The 25,375-nt window shown below is 71.2% G+C and carries 25 protein-coding genes and 1 pseudogene; 10 read left to right on the forward strand and 16 right to left on the reverse strand.

All coding sequences use genetic code 11. The features are described 5' to 3' along the window. Window position 1 precedes the first annotated feature (1 nt). From FJ108_03115 to FJ108_03130, 4 genes are all read left to right on the forward strand, one after another. Entirely contained in the window at window positions 2-922 is a 921-nt protein-coding gene (locus tag FJ108_03115; GenBank protein MBM4334889.1) for an NAD(P)-dependent oxidoreductase, read from the forward strand. 19 nt (window positions 923-941) lie between these two features. Beyond that, on the forward strand, window positions 942-1,517 hold the full coding sequence (locus FJ108_03120) for a VOC family protein (protein MBM4334890.1): 576 nt from the start codon (window positions 942-944) through the stop codon (window positions 1,515-1,517). A 14-nt stretch (window positions 1,518-1,531) separates the two neighbouring features. Further along, window positions 1,532-1,852, forward strand: coding sequence for a hypothetical protein (locus tag FJ108_03125; protein MBM4334891.1), 321 nt, complete (start codon window positions 1,532-1,534; stop codon window positions 1,850-1,852). Window positions 1,853-1,969: 117 nt separating this feature from the next. After that, window positions 1,970-2,857, forward strand: a complete 888-nt coding sequence (locus tag FJ108_03130; protein ID MBM4334892.1) for an acyl-CoA desaturase — start codon at window positions 1,970-1,972, stop codon at window positions 2,855-2,857. Between the two features lie 15 nt (window positions 2,858-2,872). Here the strand turns inward: FJ108_03130 and FJ108_03135 are convergent, their stop codons facing one another. Next, on the reverse strand, window positions 2,873-4,369 hold the full coding sequence (locus FJ108_03135; GenBank protein MBM4334893.1) for an NAD(P)/FAD-dependent oxidoreductase: 1,497 nt from the start codon (window positions 4,367-4,369) through the stop codon (window positions 2,873-2,875). Window positions 4,370-4,465: 96 nt separating this feature from the next. Between FJ108_03135 and FJ108_03140 the strand changes: the two genes are divergently transcribed. Further along, window positions 4,466-5,677 carry an LLM class flavin-dependent oxidoreductase gene (locus FJ108_03140; GenBank protein ID MBM4334894.1) on the forward strand — a complete coding sequence of 404 codons (1,212 nt, stop codon included), beginning with the start codon at window positions 4,466-4,468 and terminating at the stop codon, window positions 5,675-5,677. Here the strand turns inward: FJ108_03140 and menE are convergent. Genes menE through FJ108_03190 form a run of 10 tightly spaced genes read right to left on the reverse strand, consistent with a single transcriptional unit; the run spans window position 5,665 to window position 16,111 of the window. Next, window positions 5,665-7,152 (reverse strand): o-succinylbenzoate--CoA ligase, encoded by a 1,488-nt coding sequence (menE, locus tag FJ108_03145; protein ID MBM4334895.1) that lies wholly within the window; start codon window positions 7,150-7,152, stop codon window positions 5,665-5,667. The two genes, FJ108_03140 and menE, sit on opposite strands and share 13 nt — an antisense overlap. After that, window positions 7,149-8,282, reverse strand: coding sequence for an o-succinylbenzoate synthase (locus FJ108_03150; protein MBM4334896.1), 1,134 nt, complete (start codon window positions 8,280-8,282; stop codon window positions 7,149-7,151). The genes menE and FJ108_03150 overlap by 4 nt, the downstream gene beginning before the upstream one ends. Beyond that, window positions 8,279-9,202 carry a 1,4-dihydroxy-2-naphthoate polyprenyltransferase gene (locus FJ108_03155; GenBank protein ID MBM4334897.1) on the reverse strand — a complete coding sequence of 308 codons (924 nt, stop codon included), beginning with the start codon at window positions 9,200-9,202 and terminating at the stop codon, window positions 8,279-8,281. Before FJ108_03155 ends, FJ108_03150 begins: the two co-directional genes overlap by 4 nt. 1 nt (window position 9,203) lies before the next feature. Further along, window positions 9,204-10,049 (reverse strand): 1,4-dihydroxy-2-naphthoyl-CoA synthase, encoded by an 846-nt coding sequence (gene menB, locus FJ108_03160; protein MBM4334898.1) that lies wholly within the window; start codon window positions 10,047-10,049, stop codon window positions 9,204-9,206. Between the two features lie 18 nt (window positions 10,050-10,067). Further along, on the reverse strand, window positions 10,068-10,907 hold the full coding sequence (gene menH / locus FJ108_03165) for a 2-succinyl-6-hydroxy-2,4-cyclohexadiene-1-carboxylate synthase (protein MBM4334899.1): 840 nt from the start codon (window positions 10,905-10,907) through the stop codon (window positions 10,068-10,070). Next, window positions 10,904-12,706 (reverse strand): 2-succinyl-5-enolpyruvyl-6-hydroxy-3-cyclohexene-1-carboxylic-acid synthase, encoded by a 1,803-nt coding sequence (gene menD / locus FJ108_03170; protein ID MBM4334900.1) that lies wholly within the window; start codon window positions 12,704-12,706, stop codon window positions 10,904-10,906. Before menD ends, menH begins: the two co-directional genes overlap by 4 nt. Then, window positions 12,703-14,100: an isochorismate synthase gene (locus tag FJ108_03175; GenBank protein ID MBM4334901.1), complete on the reverse strand. Its 1,398-nt coding sequence runs from the start codon at window positions 14,098-14,100 to the stop codon at window positions 12,703-12,705. Before FJ108_03175 ends, menD begins: the two co-directional genes overlap by 4 nt. Further along, a complete protein-coding gene (locus FJ108_03180) occupies window positions 14,097-14,813 on the reverse strand; it encodes a ubiquinone/menaquinone biosynthesis methyltransferase (protein MBM4334902.1) in 717 nt (238 codons plus the stop codon). The genes FJ108_03175 and FJ108_03180 overlap by 4 nt, the downstream gene beginning before the upstream one ends. Next, window positions 14,810-15,601, reverse strand: a complete 792-nt coding sequence (locus FJ108_03185) for a MerR family transcriptional regulator (GenBank protein MBM4334903.1) — start codon at window positions 15,599-15,601, stop codon at window positions 14,810-14,812. Before FJ108_03185 ends, FJ108_03180 begins: the two co-directional genes overlap by 4 nt. Window positions 15,602-15,622: 21 nt before the next feature. Continuing rightward, window positions 15,623-16,111 carry a hypothetical protein gene (locus FJ108_03190; GenBank protein MBM4334904.1) on the reverse strand — a complete coding sequence of 163 codons (489 nt, stop codon included), beginning with the start codon at window positions 16,109-16,111 and terminating at the stop codon, window positions 15,623-15,625. 269 nt (window positions 16,112-16,380) lie between these two features. Here FJ108_03190 and FJ108_03195 point away from each other — a divergent pair. Continuing rightward, a pseudogene (locus FJ108_03195) lies at window positions 16,381-17,367 on the forward strand (hypothetical protein). Window positions 17,368-18,088: 721 nt separating this feature from the next. Then, complete coding sequence (locus tag FJ108_03200; protein ID MBM4334905.1) at window positions 18,089-19,264, forward strand: response regulator; 1,176 nt, start codon at window positions 18,089-18,091, stop codon at window positions 19,262-19,264. 13 nt (window positions 19,265-19,277) lie between these two features. Here the strand turns inward: FJ108_03200 and FJ108_03205 are convergent, their stop codons facing one another. Continuing rightward, window positions 19,278-20,564 carry a selenium-binding protein gene (locus FJ108_03205; GenBank protein ID MBM4334906.1) on the reverse strand — a complete coding sequence of 429 codons (1,287 nt, stop codon included), beginning with the start codon at window positions 20,562-20,564 and terminating at the stop codon, window positions 19,278-19,280. Between FJ108_03205 and FJ108_03210 the strand changes: the two genes are divergently transcribed. Then, window positions 20,322-21,272: a histidine phosphatase family protein gene (locus tag FJ108_03210; protein MBM4334907.1), complete on the forward strand. Its 951-nt coding sequence runs from the start codon at window positions 20,322-20,324 to the stop codon at window positions 21,270-21,272. The genes FJ108_03205 and FJ108_03210 overlap by 243 nt on opposite strands. Here FJ108_03210 and FJ108_03215 read toward each other — a convergent pair. After that, a complete protein-coding gene (locus FJ108_03215) occupies window positions 21,269-22,333 on the reverse strand; it encodes a carbon-nitrogen hydrolase family protein (GenBank protein MBM4334908.1) in 1,065 nt (354 codons plus the stop codon). The two genes, FJ108_03210 and FJ108_03215, sit on opposite strands and share 4 nt — an antisense overlap. A 134-nt stretch (window positions 22,334-22,467) precedes the next feature. Here FJ108_03215 and FJ108_03220 point away from each other — a divergent pair, with 134 nt between their 5' ends. Continuing rightward, a complete protein-coding gene (locus FJ108_03220) occupies window positions 22,468-22,674 on the forward strand; it encodes a hypothetical protein (GenBank protein ID MBM4334909.1) in 207 nt (68 codons plus the stop codon). A gap of 18 nt (window positions 22,675-22,692) precedes the next feature. Here FJ108_03220 and FJ108_03225 read toward each other — a convergent pair whose 3' ends face one another. From FJ108_03225 to FJ108_03235, 3 genes are read right to left on the reverse strand one after another with little or no spacing between them, the layout of a single operon-like run. After that, window positions 22,693-22,974: a 4Fe-4S dicluster domain-containing protein gene (locus FJ108_03225; GenBank protein ID MBM4334910.1), complete on the reverse strand. Its 282-nt coding sequence runs from the start codon at window positions 22,972-22,974 to the stop codon at window positions 22,693-22,695. Window positions 22,975-22,985: 11 nt separating this feature from the next. Further along, the gene (locus FJ108_03230; GenBank protein ID MBM4334911.1) at window positions 22,986-23,450 is read right to left on the reverse strand and encodes a hypothetical protein; all 465 of its coding nucleotides are present in this window, start codon (window positions 23,448-23,450) and stop codon (window positions 22,986-22,988) included. Between the two features lies 1 nt (window position 23,451). Then, window positions 23,452-24,642: a ferritin-like domain-containing protein gene (locus tag FJ108_03235; GenBank protein MBM4334912.1), complete on the reverse strand. Its 1,191-nt coding sequence runs from the start codon at window positions 24,640-24,642 to the stop codon at window positions 23,452-23,454. Window positions 24,643-24,753: 111 nt separating this feature from the next. Here FJ108_03235 and FJ108_03240 point away from each other — a divergent pair, with 111 nt between their 5' ends. Continuing rightward, window positions 24,754-25,371, forward strand: a complete 618-nt coding sequence (locus tag FJ108_03240; GenBank protein ID MBM4334913.1) for a TetR/AcrR family transcriptional regulator — start codon at window positions 24,754-24,756, stop codon at window positions 25,369-25,371. The last annotated feature ends 4 nt before the right edge of the window (window positions 25,372-25,375 follow it).

Here is a 25,375-nt window from a genome sequence, read left to right on the forward strand (position 1 = left end):
GTTGCGAGGCGAGAAGATCCTGGTGGCCGGTCCGACGGGTCAGGTCGGCGGGCCGCTCGCAGTCGCGCTCGCGCGCGAGAACGAGGTCTGGGGCGTCGCGCGCTTCGGCGACGCGCGCGCCCGCTCGCGGCTCGAGGCGGCCGGGGTGCGCTGCGTGGCAGCGGATCTCGCCAGCGGCGATCTCGCGAAGCTGCCGGACGACTTCAGCTACGCGCTCAACTTCTCGGTCGCGAAGACCCACGACTGGGACCGCGACCTCGCGGCGAACGCGGAAGGCACCGGGTTCCTCATGCACCACTGCCGGAGCGCGCGCGCGTTCCTGCACTGCTCGTCGACGGCGGTCTACGCGCCGAACGGCCACGAGCGCTTGCGCGAGACCTCGCCGCTCGGCGACAACCACGCGGCGTTCGGCTTCCTGCCGACCTACAGCATCTGCAAGATCGCGGCGGAAGGAGTCGCCCGCTTCTCCGCGCGGCAGCTCGGGCTGCCGACGCTGATCGCGCGCCTGAACGTGCCCTACGGCGATGCGGGCGGCTGGCCGGCAGTCCACCTGGAGCTGATGCGCGCGGGAAAGCCGATCGCCGTGCACGAGAACGCCCCGAGCCTGTTCAATCCGATCCACGAGGACGACCTGCTCGCCAGCCTGCCGCGACTGCTCGCGGTCGCGTCGGTGCCTGCGACGATCGTGAACTGGGGCGGCAGCGAGGCCGTGAGCATCGAGGACTGGTGTGCGTGGCTGGGAGAGCTGACCGGGCTCGAGCCCGTCTTTGCCCCGACGCGCCGGACGATCGAGAGCACCTGCATCGACACCACGCGAATGCACGAGCTGATCGGGCCGACGCAGGTGCCCTGGCGCGACGGCTTCCGGCGCATGGTCGCCGCCCGTCGCCCGGAGCTGCTGCGCGCGACCGTGGTAGGCTGATCGAGAAGGAGGCCGCACGATGGCATTCGAGAACAAGGAGTTCGAGCTGCGCGGGATCAACCACCTGGCGCTGGTCTGCAAGGACATGGCGCGGACGGTCGACTTCTACACCAACGTGCTCGGCATCCCGCTGATCAAGACGCTCGATCTGCCGGGCGGAATGGGCCAGCACTTCTTCTTCGACATCGGAAACGGGAACCTGCTCGCGTTCTTCTGGTTCCCGGACTCCCCGCCCGCGGCGCCGGGCATCGCCGCGCCGGGCGACCGGGGACTGGTGACCGCGCACGGCTCGATGAACCACGTCGCGTTCGACGTGGCGCCCGAGAAGATCGAGGAGTACCGCGCGAAGCTCGTCGCCAAGGGGATCGCGGTCACCGAGCTCGTCGATCACGACGAGTCCGAGACTCAGGTCGCCAAGAAGATGCACCCGGGCGTGTGGATCCGCTCGATCTACTTCAAGGACCCGGACGGCATCCTGCTCGAGTTCGCCTCGCTCACGCGCAGCATCGGCCCCGGCGAGGTGAAGCACCCCGGCGCCACGCCGAAGAACCGCGAGCGCTACCTGGCGCAGCGCGAAGCCGCGCCCAAGCGCTGACCGAAGCCAGCCTCGTGGCGTTCGGGCGCAGCAGGTACTCCGAGAAGCAGAAGGCGGAGTTCAGGGCCCCCCTCATCCGGAAGCAGCGCTACCAGGTGGCCTGCCTGGTGCCGCTGGCCGGCGCGGTGGCGCTGGTGATCATGGGCTCGCCGTTCGTCCCCGACATCGGTGTGAACGCCGTGATCACGATCGCGCTCGGCGCGGTCGTGCTGGTCCTGTCAGGCGTGGGCTGCTCCTGGCTGGTCTGGCGCTGCCCGGCGTGCGGCCGGTACCTGGGACGGAGCCTCTCGCCGAAGCAGTGCCCGCACTGCGGAGTACCGCTCGCCGCGCGCTAGCCGCCGGCCGGAAGTGCGGATTGTCATAGTTGTGTCGAGAAGCCGCGCCCCCGCTTGAACGGGCGCCCCCGACGCAACAACCTGAGTCGCGCCTACCCCCGAAAACAAAGTGCGACCATGCTGAATTCGCTGCTTACGCGGTACGACCGAGCGCCGGACGAGCGCGTGAACTGGGTGCGCAGCACCCCGTTCATCCTGGTGCACCTGCTCCCGCTCGCCGCCATCTGGACCGGCGTCACGAGCTTCGACGTTGCGCTCTGCGGCGTGCTCTTCGCGCTGAAGATGTTCTTCGTCACCGCGGGCTACCACCGCTACTTCTCGCACCGCGCCTTCAAGACCAGCCGTGCGATGCAATTCCTGCTCGCCTTCGGCGGAGGCATCGCGGCGCAGAAGGGCGCGCTCTGGTGGGCGGCCCATCACCGGCACCACCATCGCTTCTCGGATCAGCCCGAGGACATCCACTCGCCCATGAAGGGCTTCTGGTGGAGCCACATCGGCTGGATCACCTGCGACCGCTACAACGACACGGAGTACGGCGCGATCCGCGACTTCGCGCGCTACCCCGAGCTGCGCTTCCTGGACACGTATCACTACGTTCCGCCGATCGTGCTCGGCGCGATCTGCTTTGCGCTGGGTGGCTGGAGCGCGCTCTGGATCGGCTTCTTCGGCTCGACCGTGCTGACCTACCACTCGACGTTCCTGATCAACTCCGTGACGCACATGTTCGGGCGCCGTCGCTACGCGCTCACCGACACGAGCCGCAACTCGCTGATCATGGCCCTGCTCACCTTCGGCGAGGGGTGGCACAACAACCACCACCACTACCAGGGCTCCGCGAACATGGGCTTCTACTGGTGGGAGATCGACATCTCCTACTACGTGTTGAAGGCCTTGAGCTACGTCGGACTGGTCTGGGATCTGCGCCTGCCGCCGGCCTCGGCCCTGGAGGAGAACCGCGTCGCGGACGGCCATCCCGACCTCGCGATGGCTGCCCTCCAGGACTGAGGCTCGGGCTCTCGCTCAGCGGTAGATGAACTCCTTGCCGTCGAGGTCGATGGCGGGGATCGCGACCTTCTCCGTCCAGTAGTCCTGCGTGTGCTGCCACTCGGGCTTGTCGCCGCGCCGCGGCAGCAGGTGCATGGCGCGCATCAGGTAGCCGGGATTGAAGTTGTTCGGGTCGATCCAGCCGGAGATCGGCATGTCCTTGTCCTCGGGCCGGAGCGTGACCTCGACCTGCTTCTTGCCCTTCTTTTCCAGGTGGCTCAGCAGCCGGCAGACGAAGTCGGAGAGCAGGTCCACGCGGAGCGTCCAGCTGGCGCGGAAGTAGCCGAAGATCCAGAGCAGGTTCGGCATCCCGGTGAACATCATCCCGCGGTAGGTCACCGAGTCGTGCAGGTCGATCGGCTTGCCGTCGACGCTGAACGCGATGTCGCCCAGCACGCAGATGTTGAAGCCGGTGGCCGCGATGATGATGTCGGCCTGGATCTCCTTGCCCGACTGCGTCAGCACGCCCTTCTCGGTGAAGCGGTCGACCTCGTCGGTGATCACCGAGGCCTTGCCGGCCAGGATGCCCTTGAACAGGTCGCCGTCGGGCACGAACGCCAGGCGCTGCTGCCAGGGCCGGTACTTCGGCGTGAAGTTGGCCTTGACCTCCTCCTCGGGCAGGTACGCGCGCACGCCGGCGAGCAGCTGCTCCGTCGCCAGGTCGGGGAAGTCGATGCAGAGCTTCGTCATCACCTGCTGGTCGTGCAGGATCTTCCGGCGCACGATCTCGTGGATCCAGCTCTCGTCGATGTCGAGCTCGCGCAGCATGTCGGCGACCTCGTTCTTGTTGGGCGCCGGGTAGAAGTAGGTCGGAGAGCGCTGCAGCACCATCGTGTGCTCCGTGTCGGCCGCGATCGCGGGCACCACCGTGGCCGTGGTCGCCCCGGACCCGATCACCAGCACCTTCTTGTTCCGGTAGTCCACATCCTTCCGCCAGTTCTGGGCGTGGATCAGCGTGCCCTTGTAGAGCTCCATGTCCTTCCACTCCGGCGTGTAGCCCTTGTCGTGGTGGTAGTAGCCCTGGCACATCCAGAGGAAGTTCGTGGTGAAGCGCAGCTGCTCTCCGGTGTCGAGGCGCGTGGCGTCGACGGTCCAGAGCTTGTCCTGGCTCGACCACTTCGCCGTCGTGATCTTGTGCCGGTAGCGGATGTGCTTGGCGAGGTCGTTCTCGTCGATCACCTCGCCCATGTACTTCAGGATCTCGTCGGCCGTCGCCACCGGAGCGGTCGTCCAGGGCTTGAAGCGATAGCCGAAGGTGTACAGGTCGCTGTCCGAGCGGATGCCCGGGTAGGTGTGCGTGAGCCAGGTGCCGCCGTAGCTCTCGAGCGAGTCGAGCACGACGAAGCTCTTGCCGGGGCACTGCTGCTGCAGGTGGTAGGCGCCGCCGACGCCGGAGATGCCTGCGCCGACGATGAGCACGTCGAAGTGCTCCGCGCGCTGGCCCGCCGCTGCCGATCCACTGACCGTCGCCATTCCTGGTACCCTCCTGCGTTGGTTTGAATTGTATTCGAACTATGCCACGGCTCGCCTGCGTTTTTCCACTCAAGGTCGCGATCGGGAGGGAACACCATGAGGTTCGGCGTCTTCTACGAGCTGCAGCTGCCCAAGCCCTGGGCACCGGATTCCGAGCACAAGCTGATCCAGGAGGCCATCGCGCAGGTCCAGCTCGCCGACCGGATCGGCATCGACTACGCCTGGGCGGTCGAGCACCACTTCCTGGACGAGTACTCCCACTGCTCCGCGTCCGAGGTCTTCCTGACGGCGCTGGCCGCGAAGACCGAGCGGATCCGGATCGGCTTCGGAATCCGGCAGGTGATCCCGAACTACAACCACCCGTCGCGAACCGCTGAAGCGGTGGCCATGCTCGACCTGGTCTCGAACGGCCGCGTCGAGTTCGGAATCGGCGAGGGCGCCACGCGCCTCGAGCTGCACGGCTACGGCATCGACGCCAAGCGCAAGCAGGCGATCTCGTTCGAGGCGGCCGAGCAGATCGCCAACATGATGGTGATGGAGCCGTACCCCGGATATCAGGGCGAGGGATTCTCGATGCCCTGCCGGAACGTCCTGCCCAAGCCGCTGCAGAAGCCGCACCCGCCGATGTGGCTGGCCTGCACGAACCGCAAGACGATCGAGATCGCGGCTCGAAACGGACTGGGGGCGCTCGCGTTCACGTTCCTCGACCCGGCCGAGGCCCGCACCTGGGCGGACCTCTACTACTCGATCATCAAGAGCGAGCAGTGCGTACCGCTGGGCCACAGCGTGAACGCGAACATCGCGATGGTCGCCGGGTTCTCGCTGCACCACGACGCGGCCGAAGCGCACCGGCGCGGCATGGACGGCTTCGCGTTCTTCCGGTACGCGATCAACGCGCTGGTCGCGAACGACGCCGTGCCGGGCCGCAGCCGCCTCTGGGAGGAGTACCAGGAGCTCAAGGGCCGCGAGCTGCCGACCATCGGCGCGCCCGGGATCGGCACGCCCGCCGACTACCGCGAGCTGGTGAAGGGGTTCGGCGACGTGGGCGTCGACCAGATCATCTTCCTGCAGCAGGGCGGGAAGAACCGCCACGATCACATCTGCGAGAGCCTCGATCTGTTCGGCCGCGAGGTGCTGCCGCACTTCGTCGAGGGCCGCGAGGAGCGCGAGGCGCGAAAGGCGCGCGAGCTCGCGCCGCACATCGAGAAGGCGCTGGCGCGAAAGCGCCGGATGCCCGCGCTCTCCGACGCCGAGATCCCGGTGGTCAAGGCCTCGCGCGAGCGCGAGGCGTTCTACTACAAAGAATGAGCGTGATCGCCGCGCGCCTGCTCTGCTAGCTCTCGCCTCACCAGCTTGCCGCTCGCGTTTCGCGGCAGCTCGCGCACGAAGCGCCAGCTGCGCGGCAGCTTGTAGCTCGCGAGGCGCGCGCGCGCGAACGACTCGAGGTCCGCCGCGCCCGCGACCGCGCCGGGCGCGAGCACGACCCAGGCGGCGACGCGCTGGCCGTAGTCGGGATCGGGCAGGCCCGCGACCGCGACCTCGATCACGTCCGGGTGCTCGGCGAGCGCGGCCTCGACCTCCGCCGGGTGCACGTTCTCTCCTCCCGTGACCAGCATGTCGTCCGCGCGACCCACCACCGCGAGACCTCCGAGGGAATCGCGAACGCCGAGGTCGCCGGTGTGGAGCCAGCCGTCGGCCAGCGCTCGCGCGCTCGCTTCGGGATTGCGCCAGTAGCCGGGAGTGACGGTCGCGCCGCGCACGAGGATCTCGCCGGGGGTGCCGTCGGGAAGCTCGGCGCCGAGCTCGTCGCAGATGCGAACCTCGACGCCGAAGAGCGGCCGCAATCCGCCCCCATCGCTGCGCAACGGCGCTCCGGGCGGAAGCGTCGCGACCTGCGAGGCGGCCTCCGAGAGGCCGTAGGTCGGCAGCACCGGCCAGCCGGTCTTCGCCGCACGCTCGAGCAGCGGGGCGGGCGCGGCCGCGCCGCCGAGCAGGATCGCGCGAAGCGACGCGGGCGGCGCAGCCTCGCCGCGCACGTCGAGAACGCGCGCGAGCATGGTCGGCACGAAGGAGACGAGCGAGATCGCGTCCGAATCGAGCGCGCGCGAGACCTCGAGCGGGTCGAAGCGCTCGTGCAGCACCACCGCGCTTCCTGCGAGCGTGCTGCGCACGAGGATCGCGAGCCCGCCGACGTGGAAGAGCGGCAGCGTCGCCAGCCAGCGGTCCGCCGGAAGCGCACCCAGGTGCAGGATCGAGCCGATCGCGCTCGCGAGCAGATTTCCGAAGCTGAGCACGACGCCCTTCGCATCGCCGCTGGTGCCGGAGGTGAAGATCAGGGCCGCGGGATGCGCCGGATCCAGATCCGCGGGAGGCGCAGCCGCGGAGCCCTGCGCGAGCTCGGACGAGCTCACCGCGCGCAAGCTCGCAGAGAGCGCGGTGACCGCGTGCGCGGCCGCGGCGACGGTCGGTTCGTCGGCGTGCACGAGCAGGTGCGCGCCGGCATGGTCGAGCTGGCGCGCGTGCTCGGCCGGGGTGAGACGCGCGTTCAGCGGCACCAGCACGACGCGCGCGCGAGCCGCCGCGTGCAGCCACTCGACGAAGGCCGGGTCGTTGCCGAAGAGCGCGCCGACGCGATCTCCCGGTGCGCACCCCCGGGCGCGCAGCGCGCCCGCGCGCCGCTCCGCGCGCGCGTTCAGCTCGCCGTAGGAGATCCGCGCGCCGCGCGCCTCGAGCGCGAGCGCGTCCGGAGTTCGAGCCGCGCGCTCCCAGAGCCAGGGCTTCACGCCGCCACCTCGAGCGGGACGCCGTCGCTGCAGGACGCGAGCCTCGCGTCGTCGAGAACGACGCCGAGCCCGGGCGTGCGCGACAGCGCGACCTCGCCGCGCACGACGACCGGGACGTCTGCGAGATCGCGCGCGAGCAGGTCGCCGGTCGCGAGACCGCAGGCGAGCAGCGGCTCCGGCAGGGCCGCTGCGACCGCGAGAGCCGCGGCCCGCGCGACCGCGCCGTCGAGAAGCGTGGTCGCGAACGCCGCGAGGCCCGCGGATCGAGCTCTCGCGGCCGCGGCGAGCGCGTCCGTCGCTCCTCCGAGCGCGCTCGGCTTGAGCACGATCACGTCGGCGGCGCGGAGCCGGAGCACGCGCTCGAGCGAGTCGGGGTCGACGGCCGACTCGTCGGCCGCGATCCGGATCGGCGAGCGATCGCGAAGCGACGCGAGCGCCGCGAGCGCGGCCGCGGGCACCGGCTGCTCGACCAGCTCGATCGCGAACGGCGCCAGCCGCTCGAGCGCCTCGAGCGCGCGCGCTGCGTCGGGAAAGATTCCGTTCGCGTCGAGCCGCAGGAGAATCCCGCTTCCGAGGGATTCGCGCGCGGCCGCGACGCGCTCGAGCTCGCGCTCGAACGGGCCCGCGCCGAGCTTCAGCTTCGCGCAGGTGAAGCCCGCGTCTCGCGCGACACGCGCGGATTCGACGAGCTCGTCCAGCGTGCGGCCGCGGAGCAGCGCCGAGACGGAGACCGTGTCTCGCATCGCCCGTCCGCAGCGACGCGCGAGCAGCTCGGCGACCGGAATGCCCTGGGCCTGCGCCTCCAGGTCGAGGAGCGCGCTGTCGAGCGCGCCGCGCGCGCACGGCGCGAATGCCCCGAGCGCCGCGGCGCGCGAGCGCAGTGCGGCCGGCTCGCGCGGATCACAGCCGAGCGCGAGTCCGGCCAGCGCGGGAAGAATCGCGCGCGCGGCCTGGTGCGATTCGAGCCCGAAGCCCGCGATCGGCGTGGCCTCGCCCAGGCCCACGCGTCCGTCGTCGCACTCGAGCACGAGCAGGGCGCCGCGGCGGACCTCGATCGTCTCGTGCGCGGTCGCGAGCGGCGCGCGCAGCGGAAGCGCGATCGGGTACACGCGCGCGCGCGCGATCTTCACGCCGCGGCCCAGAGCGCGGCCCCGAGCGCGACCCCGAACAGCGCGGTGAGCCGCGCGGTTCGCGCCAGCAGCGGATTCAGCGCCTCGCCGCTCGCCCCGGCGCGAAGCGAGCCCGCGATCGCCAGCGCCTCGGGTGCGAGCACGAGCGGAAACAGGGCGGCCACACCTGCCTGCGGCGCGGACGCCAGCGCGGGCAGCGCGGCGAAGGCGAGCGCGAGCAGCGCGATCGGCCAGATGCGCGCGGCCCGTTCGCTGCTGCGCACCGCGAGCGTGCGCTTTCCGGCGCGCGCATCGCCCTCGCGGTCGCGCAGGTTGTTCAGCGCCAGGATCGCGGTCGCCAGCGCTCCGATCGGCACCGAAGCGGCGAGCGCGAGGAGGCTCGGCTCACCGGCCTGGACGAAGTGCGAGCCCGCCACGCCCACCACGCCGAAGAACGCGAACACCGCGACGTCTCCCAGCCCGTGGTAGGCCAGCGGCCACGGTCCGCCCGTGTAGCCCCAGGCGGCGAGCAGCGCGAGCGCACCGGCGAGCAAGATCGGCCAGCCGCCCGCGGCGACCAGCCCGACACCGGAAAGCGTCGCCGCGGCGAGCACGCTCGCGAGCCCGAGCCGGAGCGCCCGCGGCGAGAGCAGTCCGAGCTGCGCGGCGCGAGGCGGGCCGAGCCGCGCGCCCGAATCCGTGCCGCGCTCGAAGTCGAACACGTCGTTCGCCAGATTCGCGGCGAGCTGCAGGAGCAGCGCGGTGGCGAAGCAGAGCGCCGCGAGTCCGAGCCGCGCGCGGCCCTCCACCGCGGCCACGCCGGTTCCCGCCGCGATCGGCGCGAGCGCCGCGGGAAGCGTGCGCGGGCGCGAGGCGAGCCACCACGCGCCGAACGATCCGGCGCGCGGAAGGCTCGGCGCGCTCGAGGCCGGCGCGCTCATCTCACGGTCGCCACGGGAAGCGCGCGAAGTCGGGCTTGCGCTTCTGCACGTAGGCGTTGCGGCCCTCCTGGGCCTCCTCGGTCATGTAGAACAGCAGCGTCGCGTTTCCCGCCAGCTCCTGGATTCCCGCCTGGCCGTCGCAGTCCGCGTTGAACGCCGACTTCAGGCAGCGGATCGCCAGCGGGCTGTGCTCGAGGATCCGCCGCGCCCACTCGACGCCGGCGCTCTCGAGATCGGCGAGCGGGACGACCTTGTTCACCAGTCCCATCTCGCGCGCCTCCTGCGCGTCGTACTGCTCGCACAGGTACCAGATCTCGCGCGCCTTCTTCTGGCCGACGATTCGCGCCAGGTACGAAGAGCCGAAGCCCCCGTCGAACGAGCCCACGCGCGGACCGGTCTGGCCGAAGCGCGCGTTCTCGGCCGCGATCGTCAGGTCGCAGACGATGTGCAGCACGTGGCCGCCGCCGATCGCGTAGCCCGCGACCAACGCGATCACCGGCTTGGGCATCGAGCGGATCAGCTTCTGCAGATCGAGCACGTTGAGCCGCGGCACGCCGTCGTCGCCGACGTAGCCGGCGTCCCCGCGCACGCGCTGATCGCCGCCCGAGCAGAACGCGTCCGGCCCTTCGCCGGTGAAGAGCACGCAGCCCACCTCGGGGTCCTCGCGCACGCGGGAGAAGGCGTCGATCAGCTCGAAGAGCGTCTTGGGCCGGAAGGCGTTTCGCACCTCGGGCCGGCAGATCGTGATCTTGGCGATTCCCTCGGCCTGCTCGTATTTCACGTCGTCGTAGCGGCGGATCAGCTTCCAGTCGGGCAGGCGGGAGGGCGTCGGGGGCGTCTGGGACATCGGAATTCTCCTCGGATCTCAGGGATCGTGGTGGGTCTGCAACAGAAACTCGGTCGTCACGGCGAGGAACGCGGCCGGGTTCTCGATCTGTGCGGCGTGGCCGGCGTCGGGAATCGCGGCGACGCGAGCATCCGGCAGTCGCGCGGCCAGGTCGTGCGCGATCGCGCGGAACTTCGCGTCCTCCGCGCCGTGCACGAGCAGGACCGGAAGCGCGAGCCGCGCGAGATCCTCGTGCAGCGCCGGCTGCACGCCGGTGCCCAGGCCGCGAAGCGAGCCGGCCAGCCCGGCCGCGGAGTTCGAAAGCCGCTGCACTCGCGACTCGGCCAGAAAGCGCTCGCCCAGCCGCGCCTGCGACGCGAAGAGCGGATTGGCCATCCAGCGCTCGACGAAGGCGGGGACGCCAAAGCGCAGGATCTCGTCTGCCAGCCGATCGTCGGCCTCGCGGCGGGCCGCGCGCTCCGCCTCCTGCTCGAGCCCCGCGGATGCGCCCACCAGCACGAGCGCGCGCACGCGCTCGGGATACGTGCAGGCGAAGCCGAGCGCCACGCGCCCGCCCATCGAGTAGCCGAGCAGCGCGGCGCGCGGCATTCGCTCGGCGTCGAGGATCGCGGCGAGATCCGCGCAGGTGCGTTCCAGGGCGTACAGCTTCGGATCCTCCGGCGCGTCGGAGCGGCCGTGCCCGAGCAGATCCACCGCGAGCGTGCCGAGGCCGTGGTCGCGCAGACCCTGCGCGACCGCGTCGAGCGTGCGAACCGAGCCGGTGAAGCCGTGCAGGAGCACCACCTGCGGGTCCAGATCGTCGCGCTCGTAGGCGAGCGCGTAGGACCCGCGCGAGATCCGGCGCGAGAGCGCGCTCATCGGGGCGAGTCTCCGTCGACGGCGTTCGCGGCCGCGGCCCAGAGCGCGCGGTGGTGTGCGACGTTCGCTCCGCGGTCGACGCGTAGCTCGAGCACCTGCAGGCCGCCCTCGCTGCGCGCGCGGTCGAGCTCGGCCTCGAGCTCGTCGCGCTTCGACACCCGCGCGTGTCGGCCGCCGCCGAAGGCCGTGAGCTCGGCGAGATCGACGCCGTGCGGCAGGGCGAAGAGCCGCTCGAAGTCGGCGTCCTCGCCGTAGGCCGCCACGGGCAGGTAGGAGAAAATTCCGCCGCCGTCGTCGTTCACGACCAGGAACGTGGTCGATAGGCCGAGCCTTCGCGCGGCGAGCAGCCCGCCGGCGTCGTGCAGGAAGGCGAGGTCGCCGATCAGGCACGCGAGCGGCGCGTCGGATGCCGCGGCCGCGCCTAGCGCTGCGCTGGTGATTCCGTCGATGCCGTTCGCGCCGCGGCTCGCGAGCACGCGCAGCGGCGCGGCGCGCGGCGCGAGGAATCCGTCGAGGTCGCGGATCGACATGCTGTTCGACGCGAAGATCGTTCCGCCCGCGGGCCAGCTCGCTCCGAGCACGCGCGCTGCGCCGGGCGCGAAGAGCTCGGGCTCGGCGGCGATGCCCGCGGCGAGCGCGCGCTGTGCGCGAGCCTCGGCGGCGACGAAGTCCGCGAGCCAGCTTCCGGGTCCGGCGCCGGTCCGCGGCTCGAGCGCGTCGGCGAGCTCGGCGCAGAGCCGCGCCGGCTCTGCGCGCGCGATCTCGGCCGCGTGGTGCGCGGGGTCGCGGAACGCCTGTTCGGAATCGACGATGCGCAGCTCGGTGCCCGGCGAGCGCTCGATCCAGGTCGCGGTGCCCTTGCTGGTCGGAGCCGCTCCGAAGCGAAGCACGAGCTCGGGCGCGTGCTCCGCGGCGAAGCGCTCCGCGCGAAGGATCGAGTCGTAGGCGCCGAGCAGCGGCGCGCGCGCGACGTGTGCGCCGCCGCGGAGTCCGGATGCGGCGTCGGCGAGGATCGGCCAGCCGAGCGCGCGCGAGAGCCGCGCGAGCTCGACGCCGAGCGCCGCGCTGCACTCGCTGGCGCCGACGATCAGCACGCCGCGGCGCGACGCCGCAAGCTCCGCCGCCCAGCGACGCACCAGCGCCGGATCGGGCGCGCGCTCCGCGGGCGAGACGCGCAGGTACGGCCCGCGATCGCGGCCGTGCAGCCCTGGCTCATCTGCGAGTGCGGCCAGCGCCTCGCGGTCGGCCGGATCGGTCCTGGGATCGAGCGGCTCGCGCAGCGGAACGTTCAGGTGCACCGGGCCGGCGGGCGGTCCGCCGGCCACGGCGACGGCTCGGGCCGCGGTCGCGCGGAGCTGGCGCAGCAGAGCGGCGTTCGGCTCGGGAAGCGGCAGCTCCGCGAACCAGCGCACGTGTGATCCAAACAGGCGCTGCTGGTCGATCGTCTGCGCCGCCCCCCAGTCGCGAAGCTCGGGCGGACGGTCCGCGGTGAGCGCGATCAGCGGAGCCTGCGCGAGGTTCGCTTCGACCAGCGCGGGCAGGAAGTTCGCGGCCGCCGTTCCGGAGCTACACAGAACCGCGACGGGCGCGCCGCTCGCCTTCGCAAGCCCGAGCGCGAAGAAGCCGGCCGAGCGCTCGTCCAGATGTGTGCGAACGCGAAGCGCAGGCGTGCGGGCCGCGGCGATCGCGAGCGGAGCGGAGCGCGAGCCCGGGCAGACGCAGACCTCGCGCACGCCCGCGCGAGCGAGCTCGTCGAAGAGCGCCAGCGCGAAGGCGATGTTTCGGTTGGGGGCGCTCAAAGCTCGACCAGCGCGGGAAGCGTCGCGCGCAGCTTCAGGCTGGTCTCGGCGAGCTCGGCGCGCGGCACCGAACGGCCCACGACCCCCGCTCCCGCGAGCAGCGTCGCGCGCTCGCCGCGAAGCAGCGCGCAGCGCAGCGCCACCACGAGCTCTCCCTGCCCCTGGCTGCCCAGCCAGCCGACCGAGCCCGCGTACCAGCCGCGTTCGAGCTGCTCGTGCTCCGCGATGAACTCGCGCGCGGCCGCGCGCGGCGCGCCGCAGGTCGCGGGGGTGGGGTGGAGCCGCGCCGCCAGGCGAAGCAGGGCGCTTTCGGTGCCGCCGCGGAGCTCGCCCTCGAACGGAGTGTGCAGATGCTGGATCGAGCCCAGGCGAAGGATCTCCGGCGCCTCGGGCGCGTCGAGTCGCGTGCAGAGCGGCTGCAGCGTCTCGGCGAGCGCTCTGCGCACGATCGCGTGCTCCTCCTGCTCCTTCTTGCTCTCGCGCAGCTCCTGCGCGCTGCGCTCGTCTTCTTCGGGGGTGCGGCCGCGCGGTGCGGAGCCGGCCAGAGCGCTCGCGCGGAGCCTCGCGCCGTCGCGCTCGAGCAGGAGCTCGGGCGTAGCACCGACGAAGCAGGCGTCGCCGTGGCCGACGGCGAAGAGGCTGCAGTCGGGATGATCGGCGCGCAGGCGCGCGAGGACCTGCTCCGGCGCGAAGCCGGAGTGTCGCGACAGCTCGCAGGAGCGCGCGAGCACGACCTTCTCGAGCTCGCCGCGCAGTATCGCTGCGAGCGCCCGCGATACCCCCGCCTCGTAGGCCTCCGGGGCGCGATCGGCACAGGCGCTGAAGCCGAGCGCTCCGCGCGTGCCCGCGGGCGCGGGTGGCCGCGGCGAGCACGAGGCGGTCGCGAGGATCGCGGCGACGCGGGCTTCGAGCTCCGCCGCGTCGGCGCCGGGCGCCACCTCGACCGACGCCGTTGCGAGAGCGGTCCCGTCCGAGATCGCGACCGCGAGCTCGGGCAGGACGAACGAGAGCGCGGGCCAGCCGCCCCATACACCGCCCGGTGGCGCGTCGGCGAAGGCGAAGCCGCCGACGAGCTTCGGCGCGGACGCGAGCACGGCGGCGCTGACGCTCTCGGCTGCGGCCGCGCGCAGTCGTGCGAAGAGCGCATCGCTCTGCTCGGCCGCGCGCGCGAAGCGATCCTCGCCTTCGCTCGCGATCGCAGCGCACGCTCCGACCGCAGCGAGCCCGACACCGCGTCCGGGGCGCTCGAGCAGGAAGCGCGCGCCAGTCGCGGCGGCGAACAGCGCGAGCAGGTCGCGCGCCGCCACGCGCTCGGTCCAGCTCGCGACGAGGTGCTCTCCGCGCGCGCTCGCCTCGGCGCACACGGCGCGAAGATGCGACGCGCGCCGGCTCATGCCGCGCTCCGCGCGCGCACCGCGCTGATCAGCTGCGCGGCGCCGAGCAGCAGTCGGCGCTTCTGGATCTGCGTGAAACCGGCGCGCGCCACCTGCGCCAGGAGGTCGCTCTCGGGCGGCAGGTAGCTCGTCGAGCGCGGCAGGTAGGCGTACGCCGCGCGGTCGGAGAGCAGGCCGCCGAGCACGGGCACGACGCGATCGAAGTAGAGCGAGTGGCCCGCGCGCACGAGCCGGGACTCGGGCCGATCGACGTCGAGCAGCGCGATGCGCCCGCCCGGAGCGAGCACCCGCGCGATCTCGGCCAGCGCAGCCGGCAGCTCGGTGAAGTTGCGCAGCGCGAAGCCGCAGACGAGCGCGTCGACGCTCGCGGTGCGAAGCGGCAGAGCGGCCGCGTCGGCCTGCACCAGAACTGCGGGAACGCGCCGTCGCTTCGCGCCGCGCAGCATCTCGCGCGCGAAGTCGACTCCGAGCACGCGCGCGCCGCGCGCCGCCGCAGCCTGCGCGAGGTCCCCGGTGCCACAGGCCAGGTCGAGCACGCGATCCCCGGGGGCGATCCGCGCCGCGTCGAGCGCCAGCCGCCGCCAGCGGCGGTCGAGCCCGCCGGTGAAGAGCCGGTTCAGCGCGTCGTAGCGCGGGGCGATGCGGTCGAACATCGCGCGGACCTGCACGCGCTTCTCGGCCCCGGTCGGCAGCGGCGCGTGGACGGCGCTCACTTCCAGCTCACCTCGAGCTGCGCCGACTCGGTCGCCGCGACCGCGGCGCGAAGCGAGCTGTCCTCGCCCGCGCCCTCCAGCCGCGCGAGTGCTCGCGAGACCAGCGTGCGCTGGAAGAACAGCGCCACCAGCCGCGTCGAGAGCGGCAGCAGCTCGCGAAACCGCAGCGTCACCTGCTCGGCGTCGAGCGCCTCGCCGTGCGGCTTGCGCACGTGTCGGTCGAAGAGATCGATCGCGCCCTCGCAGAGCTCCTGGGTCGCGCGCGCGTGGCGAACCGCGAGGTCGATCAGATCCTGCAGCGGAAGCCCCGATCCGAGCAGCGAGAGCCCGGCGCGGAGCAGGCTGCAGTCGAGCTCGCTGAAGCGCTCCTCCTCGTCGAGCCGCACCGGCTGGATCAGCCCCGCCCCCTGCGCGGCGGTGATCAGCGCCTCGGGAACGCCGGCCTCCGCGGCCAGCTCCGCGCGCGAGTAGGTGCGCGAGCCGACCCGCTCTGCGACCAGGGCCGAGATCAGCGGCTCGCGGTCCTCGCCCCCGCTGTCCTGCGCGTCGAGCACGCGCCGGATCAGCTGGAGCGACAGGCCGTCCGCGAGCAGACGGCGGATCCGCCGCAGCCGATCGAGGTGCTCCTCGCTGTAGATCGCGATCCGGCCATCGCGCCGGGGCGGCGGCAGCAGCCCCTTCCCTTGGTAGAAGCGGATCGTGTCGATCCGGACGCCGCTTCGCGCCGAGAGCTCGTCGATCCGATAGTCCACGCAGTGATTATTAGAGTAATCACTCGAATCGTCCAAGCCCGCGTGGCCGGGCGGCGACTACTCCTGGGTAGGGGGAGCGGCCGGGGCCTCGCCGGTCTTCACGTAGGCAGAGGCGGCTCCGTGGTGGTAGACCAGCTCGCCGCCCAGCTTTCCGGCCGGAATGCTCGCCACGGCGACGCCCGACATGGCGAGGATGCTGACCACGCGTCCGATCGTTCCGATCGACCCTCCGGCCACACCGAAGAGCGAGATCACGAAGGTGACCGCGGCGCTCCTCAGCAGCAGATCGGCGGCCTCCTCGTGCTCTTCGATGAAGCGCTCGTCCACGACCTTCTCGACCTTCTCCTCCTCGTTCTCGCCGGTCTCGTGCGCGACCCACGCGGTGCCCGCCAGCATGGCCTGCATCAGTACGACGCCGAGCCAGACCCGCGCGGGAAGCCATCCGACGTGGATCGCGAAGGCGGCGAGCAACGCGAACATGGGGACGAGCGACGCGAGGGCGATCGGGAAGTGGACCATCGCGGGGTGGAGCGGATCGGGAATCATGCGCTGTCCTTCGTGATGCGCCTGCTCGAGATCGAGACTCGCGGCCGGGCGTCGGCGCGCGTTCCCGGCTCGCAGTCCGGCGCGGGCGAGACACCGTAACTCCGCGCGATCGAGATTGGAAGCGCGTGCCGGGACGGCTGCCTCGGCCGTGCGGCGAGATCATCGCGATCACTGCCTTTGCCGCGCCTCGCGCGCACATGCATCGCTCCCTCGCTGCTCAACGCTCCCGACGCGCAGGCCGATGACGAGCCGTGAAGCGCAGCTTCGAGATGCAGCGAGTTCTCGTCGAGACCTTCGCGATCGTCGCGACGGTCGAGATGGCGATCATGCTCCTGCTCCCGCGCCTCCTGCCGGGGTCGAGCGGGTTGGCCGAGGCGGCGCTCGACGCGATCGCCCTGAGCGTCGTCGCGGGGCCGCTGATCATGTGGCGCGGTCTGGCGGCCTCGCGGCGTGCCGAAGCCGAGGACAGCGGCGATCGATCGCAGTCGCTGCGCCCGCTATTGCTGACGGTGGGGGCCGTGCTCGTGCTGGGAATCGGCGGCTCCGTCGTGGGCGCCTGGCGGATGCGGGAAGAGGCGCGCGCTGCAGACGCGGCGAGGTTCGAGGTGCTCGCCGAGCGCATCGAGGTCGAGACGGAGCGCAGGCTGCGGAGCTACGCGTACGGCTTGCGCGGCGCGCGCGGGGCGATCATCGCCAACCGCTCGATCACGCAAGCTCGGTTCCGCGACTACCTGGCGTCGCGCGATCTGGCGAACGAGTTCCCGGGCGCGATGGGCTTCGGCTACATCGAGCGCGTGGCGCGGGGCGAGCTTCCCGCCTACACCAGAGCGGTTCGGGCGGCCGGAGATCCGGAGTTCACCGTCTCGAGCTCGGGCGACCGGCCCGAGCTGTACGTGACCCGCCTGCTCGAGCCCCCGGAAGCCGACGGAGCGACTCCCGGCTGGGACGCGGCGACCGACGCCAAGCGTCGCGAGACCGCCGAGAGGGCCATGCGGAGCGGTGAGACCACCTGCTCGAGCATCCTCGTCACGGGCCGCGGCGCCGAGCGGAGCCCCGATTTCATCTGCTACCTGCCCGTGTTTCGCGAGGGCGCTCACACGTCGACTCTGGGCGAGCGCAGCCGCGCGCTGGTCGGCTGGGTGTACGTGACGGCGCTCGTCGGCGACACGCTGGCGCGGATGGTCGACGCTGCCGGCGGTTGGGTGGACGTGGAGATCTACGACGGGGCGGAGAGCGAGAGCGAGGCGCTCGTCTACGTCGGCGGGCGGCGCCGGCCGGGCGAGGCCCGCCAGCCGATTCTGGAGCGCGATGCCGACTGGCTCCGCCCCAAGCGTTCGGTGATCGACGCGGCAGGGGTGGAGTGGATCCTGGTGATGGCGCCCGCGTCCGCGTTCGAGTCGGTCCTGAACCGCGAGACGCCGGTTCTGATCGGCGCGGGTGGCATGCTCGTGACCGGCCTGCTCGCTCTGGTTTTGTGGAGCCTGGGCACCGGATGGATTCGCGCGCTGGCGATGGCCCGGGCCATGACGCACGACCTGCAGGCCAGCGAGCTCGAGGCGCACGGCACGCTCTCGAAGCTCGCGGCCTACCGCGCGGCGCTCGACCAACACGCGATCGTGGTGGTGACGGACGCGCAGGGAACGATCACGGAAGTGACCGATCTGATGTGCGAGCTCAGCGGCTACCCGCGCTCGGACCTGATCGGGGCGCATCGGAGCATCTTCGATCGGGGTCGGCCGAAGGAGATCCTCCCGGCAGAGGCGGTCGCGAAGGTGCAGGGCGGCCAGGTACACCGCGGGACGTACGGCAACCGAGGCAAGGATGGCCGGAGGTACTGGGTCGATCTCAGCGTCGGGCCGATCACGGATGCCACCGGAGCCTTCTGCGGCCTGATCGCGGTCGGCAGCGACATCAGCGAGCTCAAGCGGAAGGAGCGCGAGCTGGTCGAGCCGCGCGAAGAGCGAGTTCCTGGCCAACATGAGTCACGAGATCCGCACGCCGCTCACGGCGATCCTCGGCTACGCCGACATGCTCCACGAGGACGATCGATGCAACGGCTGTCCCGAGGGCCCGCTGCGGGCGGCGGCGATCGAGACGATCCAGTCGGCGGGCCGACATCTGCTCGCGATCATCAACGACATCCTCGATCTCTCGAAGATCGAGGCGGGCAAGGCGACGGCCGAGCGGATCGAGACTCCTGTGCTCGCAATCCTGCGCGAGCTCGAGGGCCTGATGCGGCCGCGCGCCGCGGGAAAGGGCGTCGCGCTCGGCTTGCGGCTCGACAGCCCGCTCCCGGAGCGCGTGATGAGCGATCCCACGCGACTGCGGCAGATCCTGATGAATCTGATCGGGAATGCGATCAAGTTCACGGACGCTGGAGCCGTGACGGTTCGCGTCCGCGCCGAACCCGGCGGCGAGACGAGCGAGCTCGCGCGGCTCGTCATCGACGTGGAGGACACGGGCGCTGGCCTGACTCGCGAGCAGGAGCGCAAGCTCTTCGCGCCGTTCAGCCAGGCCGACACGACCGTGACTCGCCAATACGGGGGCACCGGGCTCGGACTCACGATCTGCCGCCGCCTGGCGGCGCTGATGGAAGGCTCGGTCACGCTCGTGCACACGTCGCCCGGCCGCGGCTCGTGCTTCCGCGTCGATCTCCCGCTCGAGCCGGCCCCCGGCGCTCCGCTGGCGACGAGTCTGGATGCGACCGCGGACGACGAGCGCACCCAGCGCGTCCTGCCGCGGGCCCGGCTCGTCGGCCGCATCCTGCTGGCCGAAGACGGCCCGGACAACCAGCGGCTGATCCGGGGCCTGCTCGAGAAGGCGGGCGCGACGGTCGCGCTGGCCGCGGACGGCGCAACCGCGCTCGAGATGATCGAGGCGGCCGAGGCCGAGGACGAGCCGTTCGACCTGCTGTTGACCGACATGCAGATGCCGGAGATGGACGGCTACACGCTCGCGCGCACCCTGCGGCAGCGGGGCCGCACGCTGCCGATCGTCGCGCTCACCGCGCACGCGATGAGCGACGATCGGAAGCGCTGCATCGACGCAGGCTGTGACGACTACGCGAGCAAGCCCGTCGACAAGATCGCGCTGATCTCGACCTGCGCGCGCTGGATGGGGAAGTCCGCGCGAGGCGAAGCCGCCCCGGCCTGAGGCGCGGCGCGAGCTACTCGCCGGCCACCACCTTCTCGCCCGCACCGCGCGCGCTCCAGAATCCGCGCTGGCCGAAATTCATCAGGTGCGCGCGGCCGAGCTTCTCGGCGCGGAAGTCGATCTCGAAGCGCGGCTCGAGCTTCGCGCCGTCCCAGCCGTACGCCTTCAGGAACTGCGCGTCCTCGCCTCCCGTGCCGTCCCAGTTCGCGAGCAGGCTGGACGTGAAGTACACGCGCTCGCCGTCCCAGCTCTGCGAGACCATGTTGACCTGCGGCCCGATCTTCTTTTCGTATACCTGCCTGGGCTTGCGCGGCTCGGAGACGTCGAAGACGCGTACCGTGCCGTCGAGGAACGTCGAGGCGAACAGGAACCGGTCGTCCGCGGTGAGGCTCAGATCGACCAGAAGCGGCGTCTTCGACGGGTCACCGACATCGGCCACGGGCAGCGCCTCGAACGTGCCGTCGTCCTTGCGCGCCACCAGCCAGATCTTCGACTCGAGCGCGGTCGACGTGAACGCGTAGTGGTGCCGCGGCTGCAGCGCCCAGCGCACCTCGAGCGGCGCGCCGGGCATCTGGAAGATCTGCAGCGGCTTTCGCGCGTGGAAGTCCCAGAGCACCGCCGTGTTCCCGAAGTTCTTCATCGCCTCGGGATCCTTGATCAGATCGCCGAGCGCGCGCATGTAGTTCTTCTTGCCCGTGAATGCGGTGGTGAGCAGCCGGTTCAGGTTCGCGTTCACGCGCCCGTCGTAGCCGTACTCCGCGCCCTTCGGCATCCAGATCGTGCGGACGTGCTCGCCCGCGTTGTTGTACTCGACGATTCCCGTCTTTCCGGAGCCATCGGAACTCGAGACTCCGGTGATCAGCATCCGGCCGGGAATCGCGTAGAAGGTGTGGGGGCCGACGATGCCGCCGGTCGCCTTCTCGAAGTCGGTGATCGTCTTCACCAGCTTCGGCCTGGCCGGGTCGGTCGCGACGTCGAAGATGAAGATCTGGCTCGTGTCGAGTCCGCCGAGCCAGAGCTGCTTGCGGTCGTCGGTGAAGCCGCCGTGGTGCGCCTCGTGCCGGCCGCCCACCGACACGCTCGAGATCGCCTTTCCGTAGCCGGGCAGGGCGGGATTCGCGCCGACGGTCACGAGCTTGTCGGAGCCGTCGCCGAGCCCCTCGATCCCGACCGTCCACACGTAGATGAAGTCCTCCTGTCCGGTCACCTTGGGCAGATACGGCGACTGGCAGGTCTCGTCCGCGACGGCGGAGCTGGCGAGAAGCAGGGCGAAGCTCGCGATCAGGGTTCGGGCGCGCATCGTGGGTCCTCCGGTGAAGCCGCATCCTACCGCCGGCGGCCGGAAGGTGGGAGACGGCCGTACGGTGATTCGCGCCGGAAGCCGCTACGCTGGCGCGCCGTGGACCTGCTGCTGATCCGTCACGGCCTGCCGCTGCGCGTCGAGCGAGACGACGGCCTTCCCGCCGACCCGCCGCTCTCGCCGGAAGGACGCGAGCAAGCCGAGAGCGTCGCGCGCTGGCTCGCCCACGAGTCGATCGACCGGATCGTGTCGAGCCCGCTGCTGCGCGCGATGGAGACGGCGGCGCCGCTCGCCGCGGCGCTCGGGCTCGAGGTCGAGATCGAGCCGCGCGTCGCGGAGTTCGATCGCGACAGCGCCCTCTACGTTCCGCTCGAGGAGCTCCGGCGCAGCGACTACCCGGCGTGGAAGGCGTTCATGGCGAACGGCTACGGCGGGGGCGTGCCGATCGAGGTCTTCGCCTCCGAGGTTCGCGCGGCGCTCGACGCCTGCATCTCGCGAAATCGCGGCCGCCGCGTGGCGGTGTTCTGCCACGGCGGCGTGATCAACGTCTTCGCGTCGCAGGTGCTCGGCATCGCGCGCCCGCTCTTCTTCCAGCCGGTCTACACGAGCATCAACCGCTTCGCGGCGGCGTCCTCGGGCGAGCGCAGCGTCGTCGCGCTGAACGAGATCGCGCACCTCGAGGCGCCGCGCCGGGTCGGACGCGGCTAGGCGCGCGCCCGGCGCGAACCGCCCGGCGCGATCGCGAGGTCCTCGAACGCGCCGCGCAGATCGCGCTCGGTGCGGATCTCGCCGCTCGCGAGCCCGGCCTGGATCGCAGCGCGGACCTCTGCGGGAAGCGCCGCGTCCTCTCGGCCCTCGAACACGGCCACCTGCTTCGGGCGCGCGTTCACGCGGAAGTCGAACACGTCGGGACGCGTGTAGTGACCGGCGTGGTCGGCGATCATCTTCAGGTACGCGATCTGCCCCAGATTGGCCTTCGCCGTGAGAATTCCCTCCGCGTCGAGCAGCGGCCCCGCGAGCACGTCGCCGCTCGGGCCGATGATCGCCGAGTGACCGTTCATCGGCCGGACCACCTCGCGAAGCTCGTCGGGAATCCGCTCCGGGAGCAGCACCGACCCGGTCATCACCACGTACGCGCAGGCCTGCATGGCGAAGGCGCGCGAGAGGATCTCCTGCCGCGTCTCGGTCCAGCCGGGCCAGGCTCCGGCGTGGACCTGCAGCCCCTGCGCGATCAGCGCGTAGCCGGGGAGCACCATCTGGTGCTCCCAGCAGTTCAGACCGCCGAGCTTTCCGTAGGGCCGCTCGTAGAGGCGCAGCGTGCTGCCGTCACCCTCGCCCCAGACGCTGCGCTCGTAGAAGGTCGGCTTGAGCTTGCGGTGCTTGCCGAGGATCCGCCCCTCGCGCCCGATGAACAGGAGCGTGCAGTAGATCGACCCGTGCGTCGTGGCGTCGCGCTCCGCGACCCCGATCGCCACGTCGATTCCCGCACGGCGCGCTGCGGCGCAGAGCGCGTCGGTCGCGGGCGAGGGGATCTCGACGCCGTTCTGGATGAAGCGCTGCAGCGCGCCGCGGAACGCGCGGTGCTCGGGCCAGGCGCCGAAGCTCGCGTAGCCCGAGATCCAGGTCTCTCCGAACACCGCCAGGTCCGCGCCCCTCGCTCCCGCCTGGTCGATCAGGACGCAGGCCTTGTCGACGCTGGCATCGCGGTCGAGGTAGACGGGAGCCGCCTGCACCGCCGCGAGCGTGAAGTCCCGGAACTCGTCCCCCATCGCAATCTCCTCCCTGGCTGGCCATCCTACCGAGTGCGCGGCGCGAGCACGAAGTTGCAACCGACGGCTGCGCGGCGCGCGGGTGGGCCCGCAGCGTATTCTCTCGGGCAGGTCACGGGGAGGCGAGGGCGAGAATGTCGCGGATGATCTGTCCGGACTGCAGGATCGAGGTTCCGAGCGTCGCTTGGGCCTGTCCGAACTGCGGAAAGCCGGGCGAGCCGGTGCCGGGCAAGAACACCGGAAGGGAGATCTCGACGAAGGGGATGGTGCTGCTGCTCCTGCTCTTCGTGGTGTTCCCGGTGGTGCTCTTTCTGATCCACATCTTCGTGCCCGGGATGTGATCGGCGCGGCGTCGCGAGCTACTCCGCGCGCTCGCGCGCCCAGGCCTGGAGCTCCTTGATCCGCGTGTAGCCGCCGCTGCCCTCGATCACGCCCTCGCTTCGCGCGTCGTGGATCGACGCGGCCGGACAGAGCGGGACGCACTTCCCGCAGTCGATGCAGTCGTCGAGCACGATCGCGAAGCGGCCCAGGAAGTCGCCCGCGACCGCGTAGATCGCGTCGACTTTTCCCGGGCACGCGTGCTCGCAGGCGCCGCAGCCGATGCAGGTCTCGTCTATGTAGAAGTGCCCGCTTCGCGCCACGGCCGGCCCTCCTAGGGGCTTGCGATCTGGGTGCGGAAGTTCGCCGAGGCGTTCACGAACTCCTGCAGGCTCTGGTTGAAGCGGAAGTAGAGGTCCTTCTTCAGCACGTCATCCGAGGTCACGCGAAGCGGCTCACCCAGGTGCGAGAGCCGGTTCAGCGTGTGCTCGAGGTCGGGCCGCCCGCCGCCCACAGCGATGCTCTCGATCATCTCGCGCCAGGTGGCGAGCGGAGCCTCGAGCGCGAAGTCGGCGCTGGCCGCATCGGCCGGGCCCGCTTCGCGCACGTCGACCGCGTCGAACTCCTCGAAGGTGACCAGCGCCGACCACGGCCGGCCGCCCGCGCCGCCGTCGCTCACGGTGAAGAGCACCGTGCAGTCGACGTAGCCGAGCTGGATCTGGCGCGCGCGGCTCTCGTGCATCAGCTGCGCGAGGCGCTGGAACCAGGCGACGGACGGGAACGCAATCGTGTCGGCCATGCTAGCGCCCTCCCCACGGCGCGACGGTGGGCAGCTTGATGCGACCGCGCCGGTCGAAGCCGGCGCGTTCGCAGCGCTGCAGGTACTCCTCCATGAACATGCTCCACAGCTTGGTGAAGCCCTGCATGCCCTGATCGATCTTGTCGATTCCCCCGCCCAGCAGCACCGCGACCGGCTCGACCAGCGCGGCCTCGGTGAACGCGGTGAGGATCACCTGCTCGCCGACGTCGGCGAAGCGGTGCAGCTCCTCCAGCGCGCCCGCGCGATCGGAGTGGTGATCGAGATACCACTTGAGCTGCATCACGCCGTACGAGACGTGGCGCGCCTCGTCTTGCAGGCAGCGCCGGAAGATCTCCTTGTCGACGTGCGTCTTGGCGATCATCTCGCCGGAACGGAACACCGAGAGAACCAAGCCCTCACCGAGCACGTTCAGCAGGAACGTGCCCATCGTGTGCGTGGGCGCGTCGAGGATGGCCTTCAGCGCCCACTCGAACCCGGGCGAGGAGTGCCGCAGGCCGCCACCCGCGATCGCGCGCTTCCGGAACACCTCCTGGTGTCGCGCCTCGTCCATGATCTGGGTGGTGAGGAAGCTCTTCACCTCGAGGAAGTCCTGCGGGATCCGCACCAGCCACTTGGCCGGGAAATCGCCGGCCACGAACTCGACCTCGGTTAGGAACGTGTAGAGCTGGCAGGTCGCCTTCTCGAGGTCGTCCGGCAGCTTCTCGAGCTCCTTCCACTCGATGTCGCGCGTCGCGTTCCACTGGCGCGCCTTCGCCTCCTCGTAGAGCGTGATCACGTTCTCGGCCCAGAGCTCGCGGCCGTCGAGCACCGTGTAGTCGTCGATGATCGGCATCTCGTCGCGGTAGGGATCGCGGACCGCGCCACGTGGCGCGAAGTTCAGCCAGTCGGCGACCTCGGGCACCGTGCCGTAGCCGGGGATCTGGTTGATGTCGGTGTAGGTCAGGCCGCGCGAGGAGGGCTTGGCGCGGCGACCCCAGTTCTCGCCGTCGTCGTTCAGCCAGTGCAGGGAGTACTTGCCGGCGTGCATCCGCTCGGCGTTGCGCTGCAGGATCTCGCTCCAGCGGCGCAGGCCCCCGCGGTAGCGCTCCTCGTACTGGGACAGCTCCGCCTCGTGCAGAGGGATGTCGGTGGGAAGGGTCGGCAGCTCGTGGACGCGAATGGGTTCGGCCATGGATCCTCCGAATTGGGAGCTGGAATCGATCCGGCTACTACTGATAGCCTTGTCAATAGACCTTTTCAGACAAACTGCGAATCCTGTCAATAACTATTTCGGGGCATCCGCATGAAAGCCAGGACCCGGGCGAGTCGCCTCGATCCCTCGGAGCGCAGGGCCCGGCTGCTCGCGCACGCGCTCGGGGTCTTCGGCCGTCGCGGCCTTGCCGCCGGACGGCACGCGGAGATCGCCCGCGAGAGCGGGGTCGCGGTCTCGACGGTGTTCGTCTACTTCCCGACCCGCGCCGAGCTCGTCGGCGCGGTTCTCGATGAGGTCGAGCAGTTCTACGTCGGGATGGTCGAGCGCGTGCTCGCGCTCGAGCTCCCCGCGCCGCGTGTCCTGCTCGCGCTGGCCACCGCGTTCGCCGATTCGGTGGACGAGCATCCCGAGTACGCGCGGCTCTGGCTGGAGTGGAGCGCGGCGATCCGCGACGAGGTCTGGCCGCGGTTCATCGCGTTCCAGGATCGCCTGACCGCGCGCGTCGCGCGCATCGTGGAGCGCGGCAAGTCGGAAGGCACGGTGGCGGCCAGCGTCGATGCCGAAGAGGATGCGCGCGTGATCGTGGCGGCCGCGCCCGTCGTCGCGCAGATGAAGTTCTCGGGACGCTCCCCGGAGCAGGTCGCGCGCTTCCTGCGCACGGTGGTCGAGACCACCCTGGGGCCGCTGGGCGCCGAGCGCCCCCGCTGAGCGA

The organism is Deltaproteobacteria bacterium (assembly GCA_016875225.1).
GTDB lineage: Bacteria > Myxococcota_A > UBA9160 > SZUA-336 > SZUA-336 > VGRW01.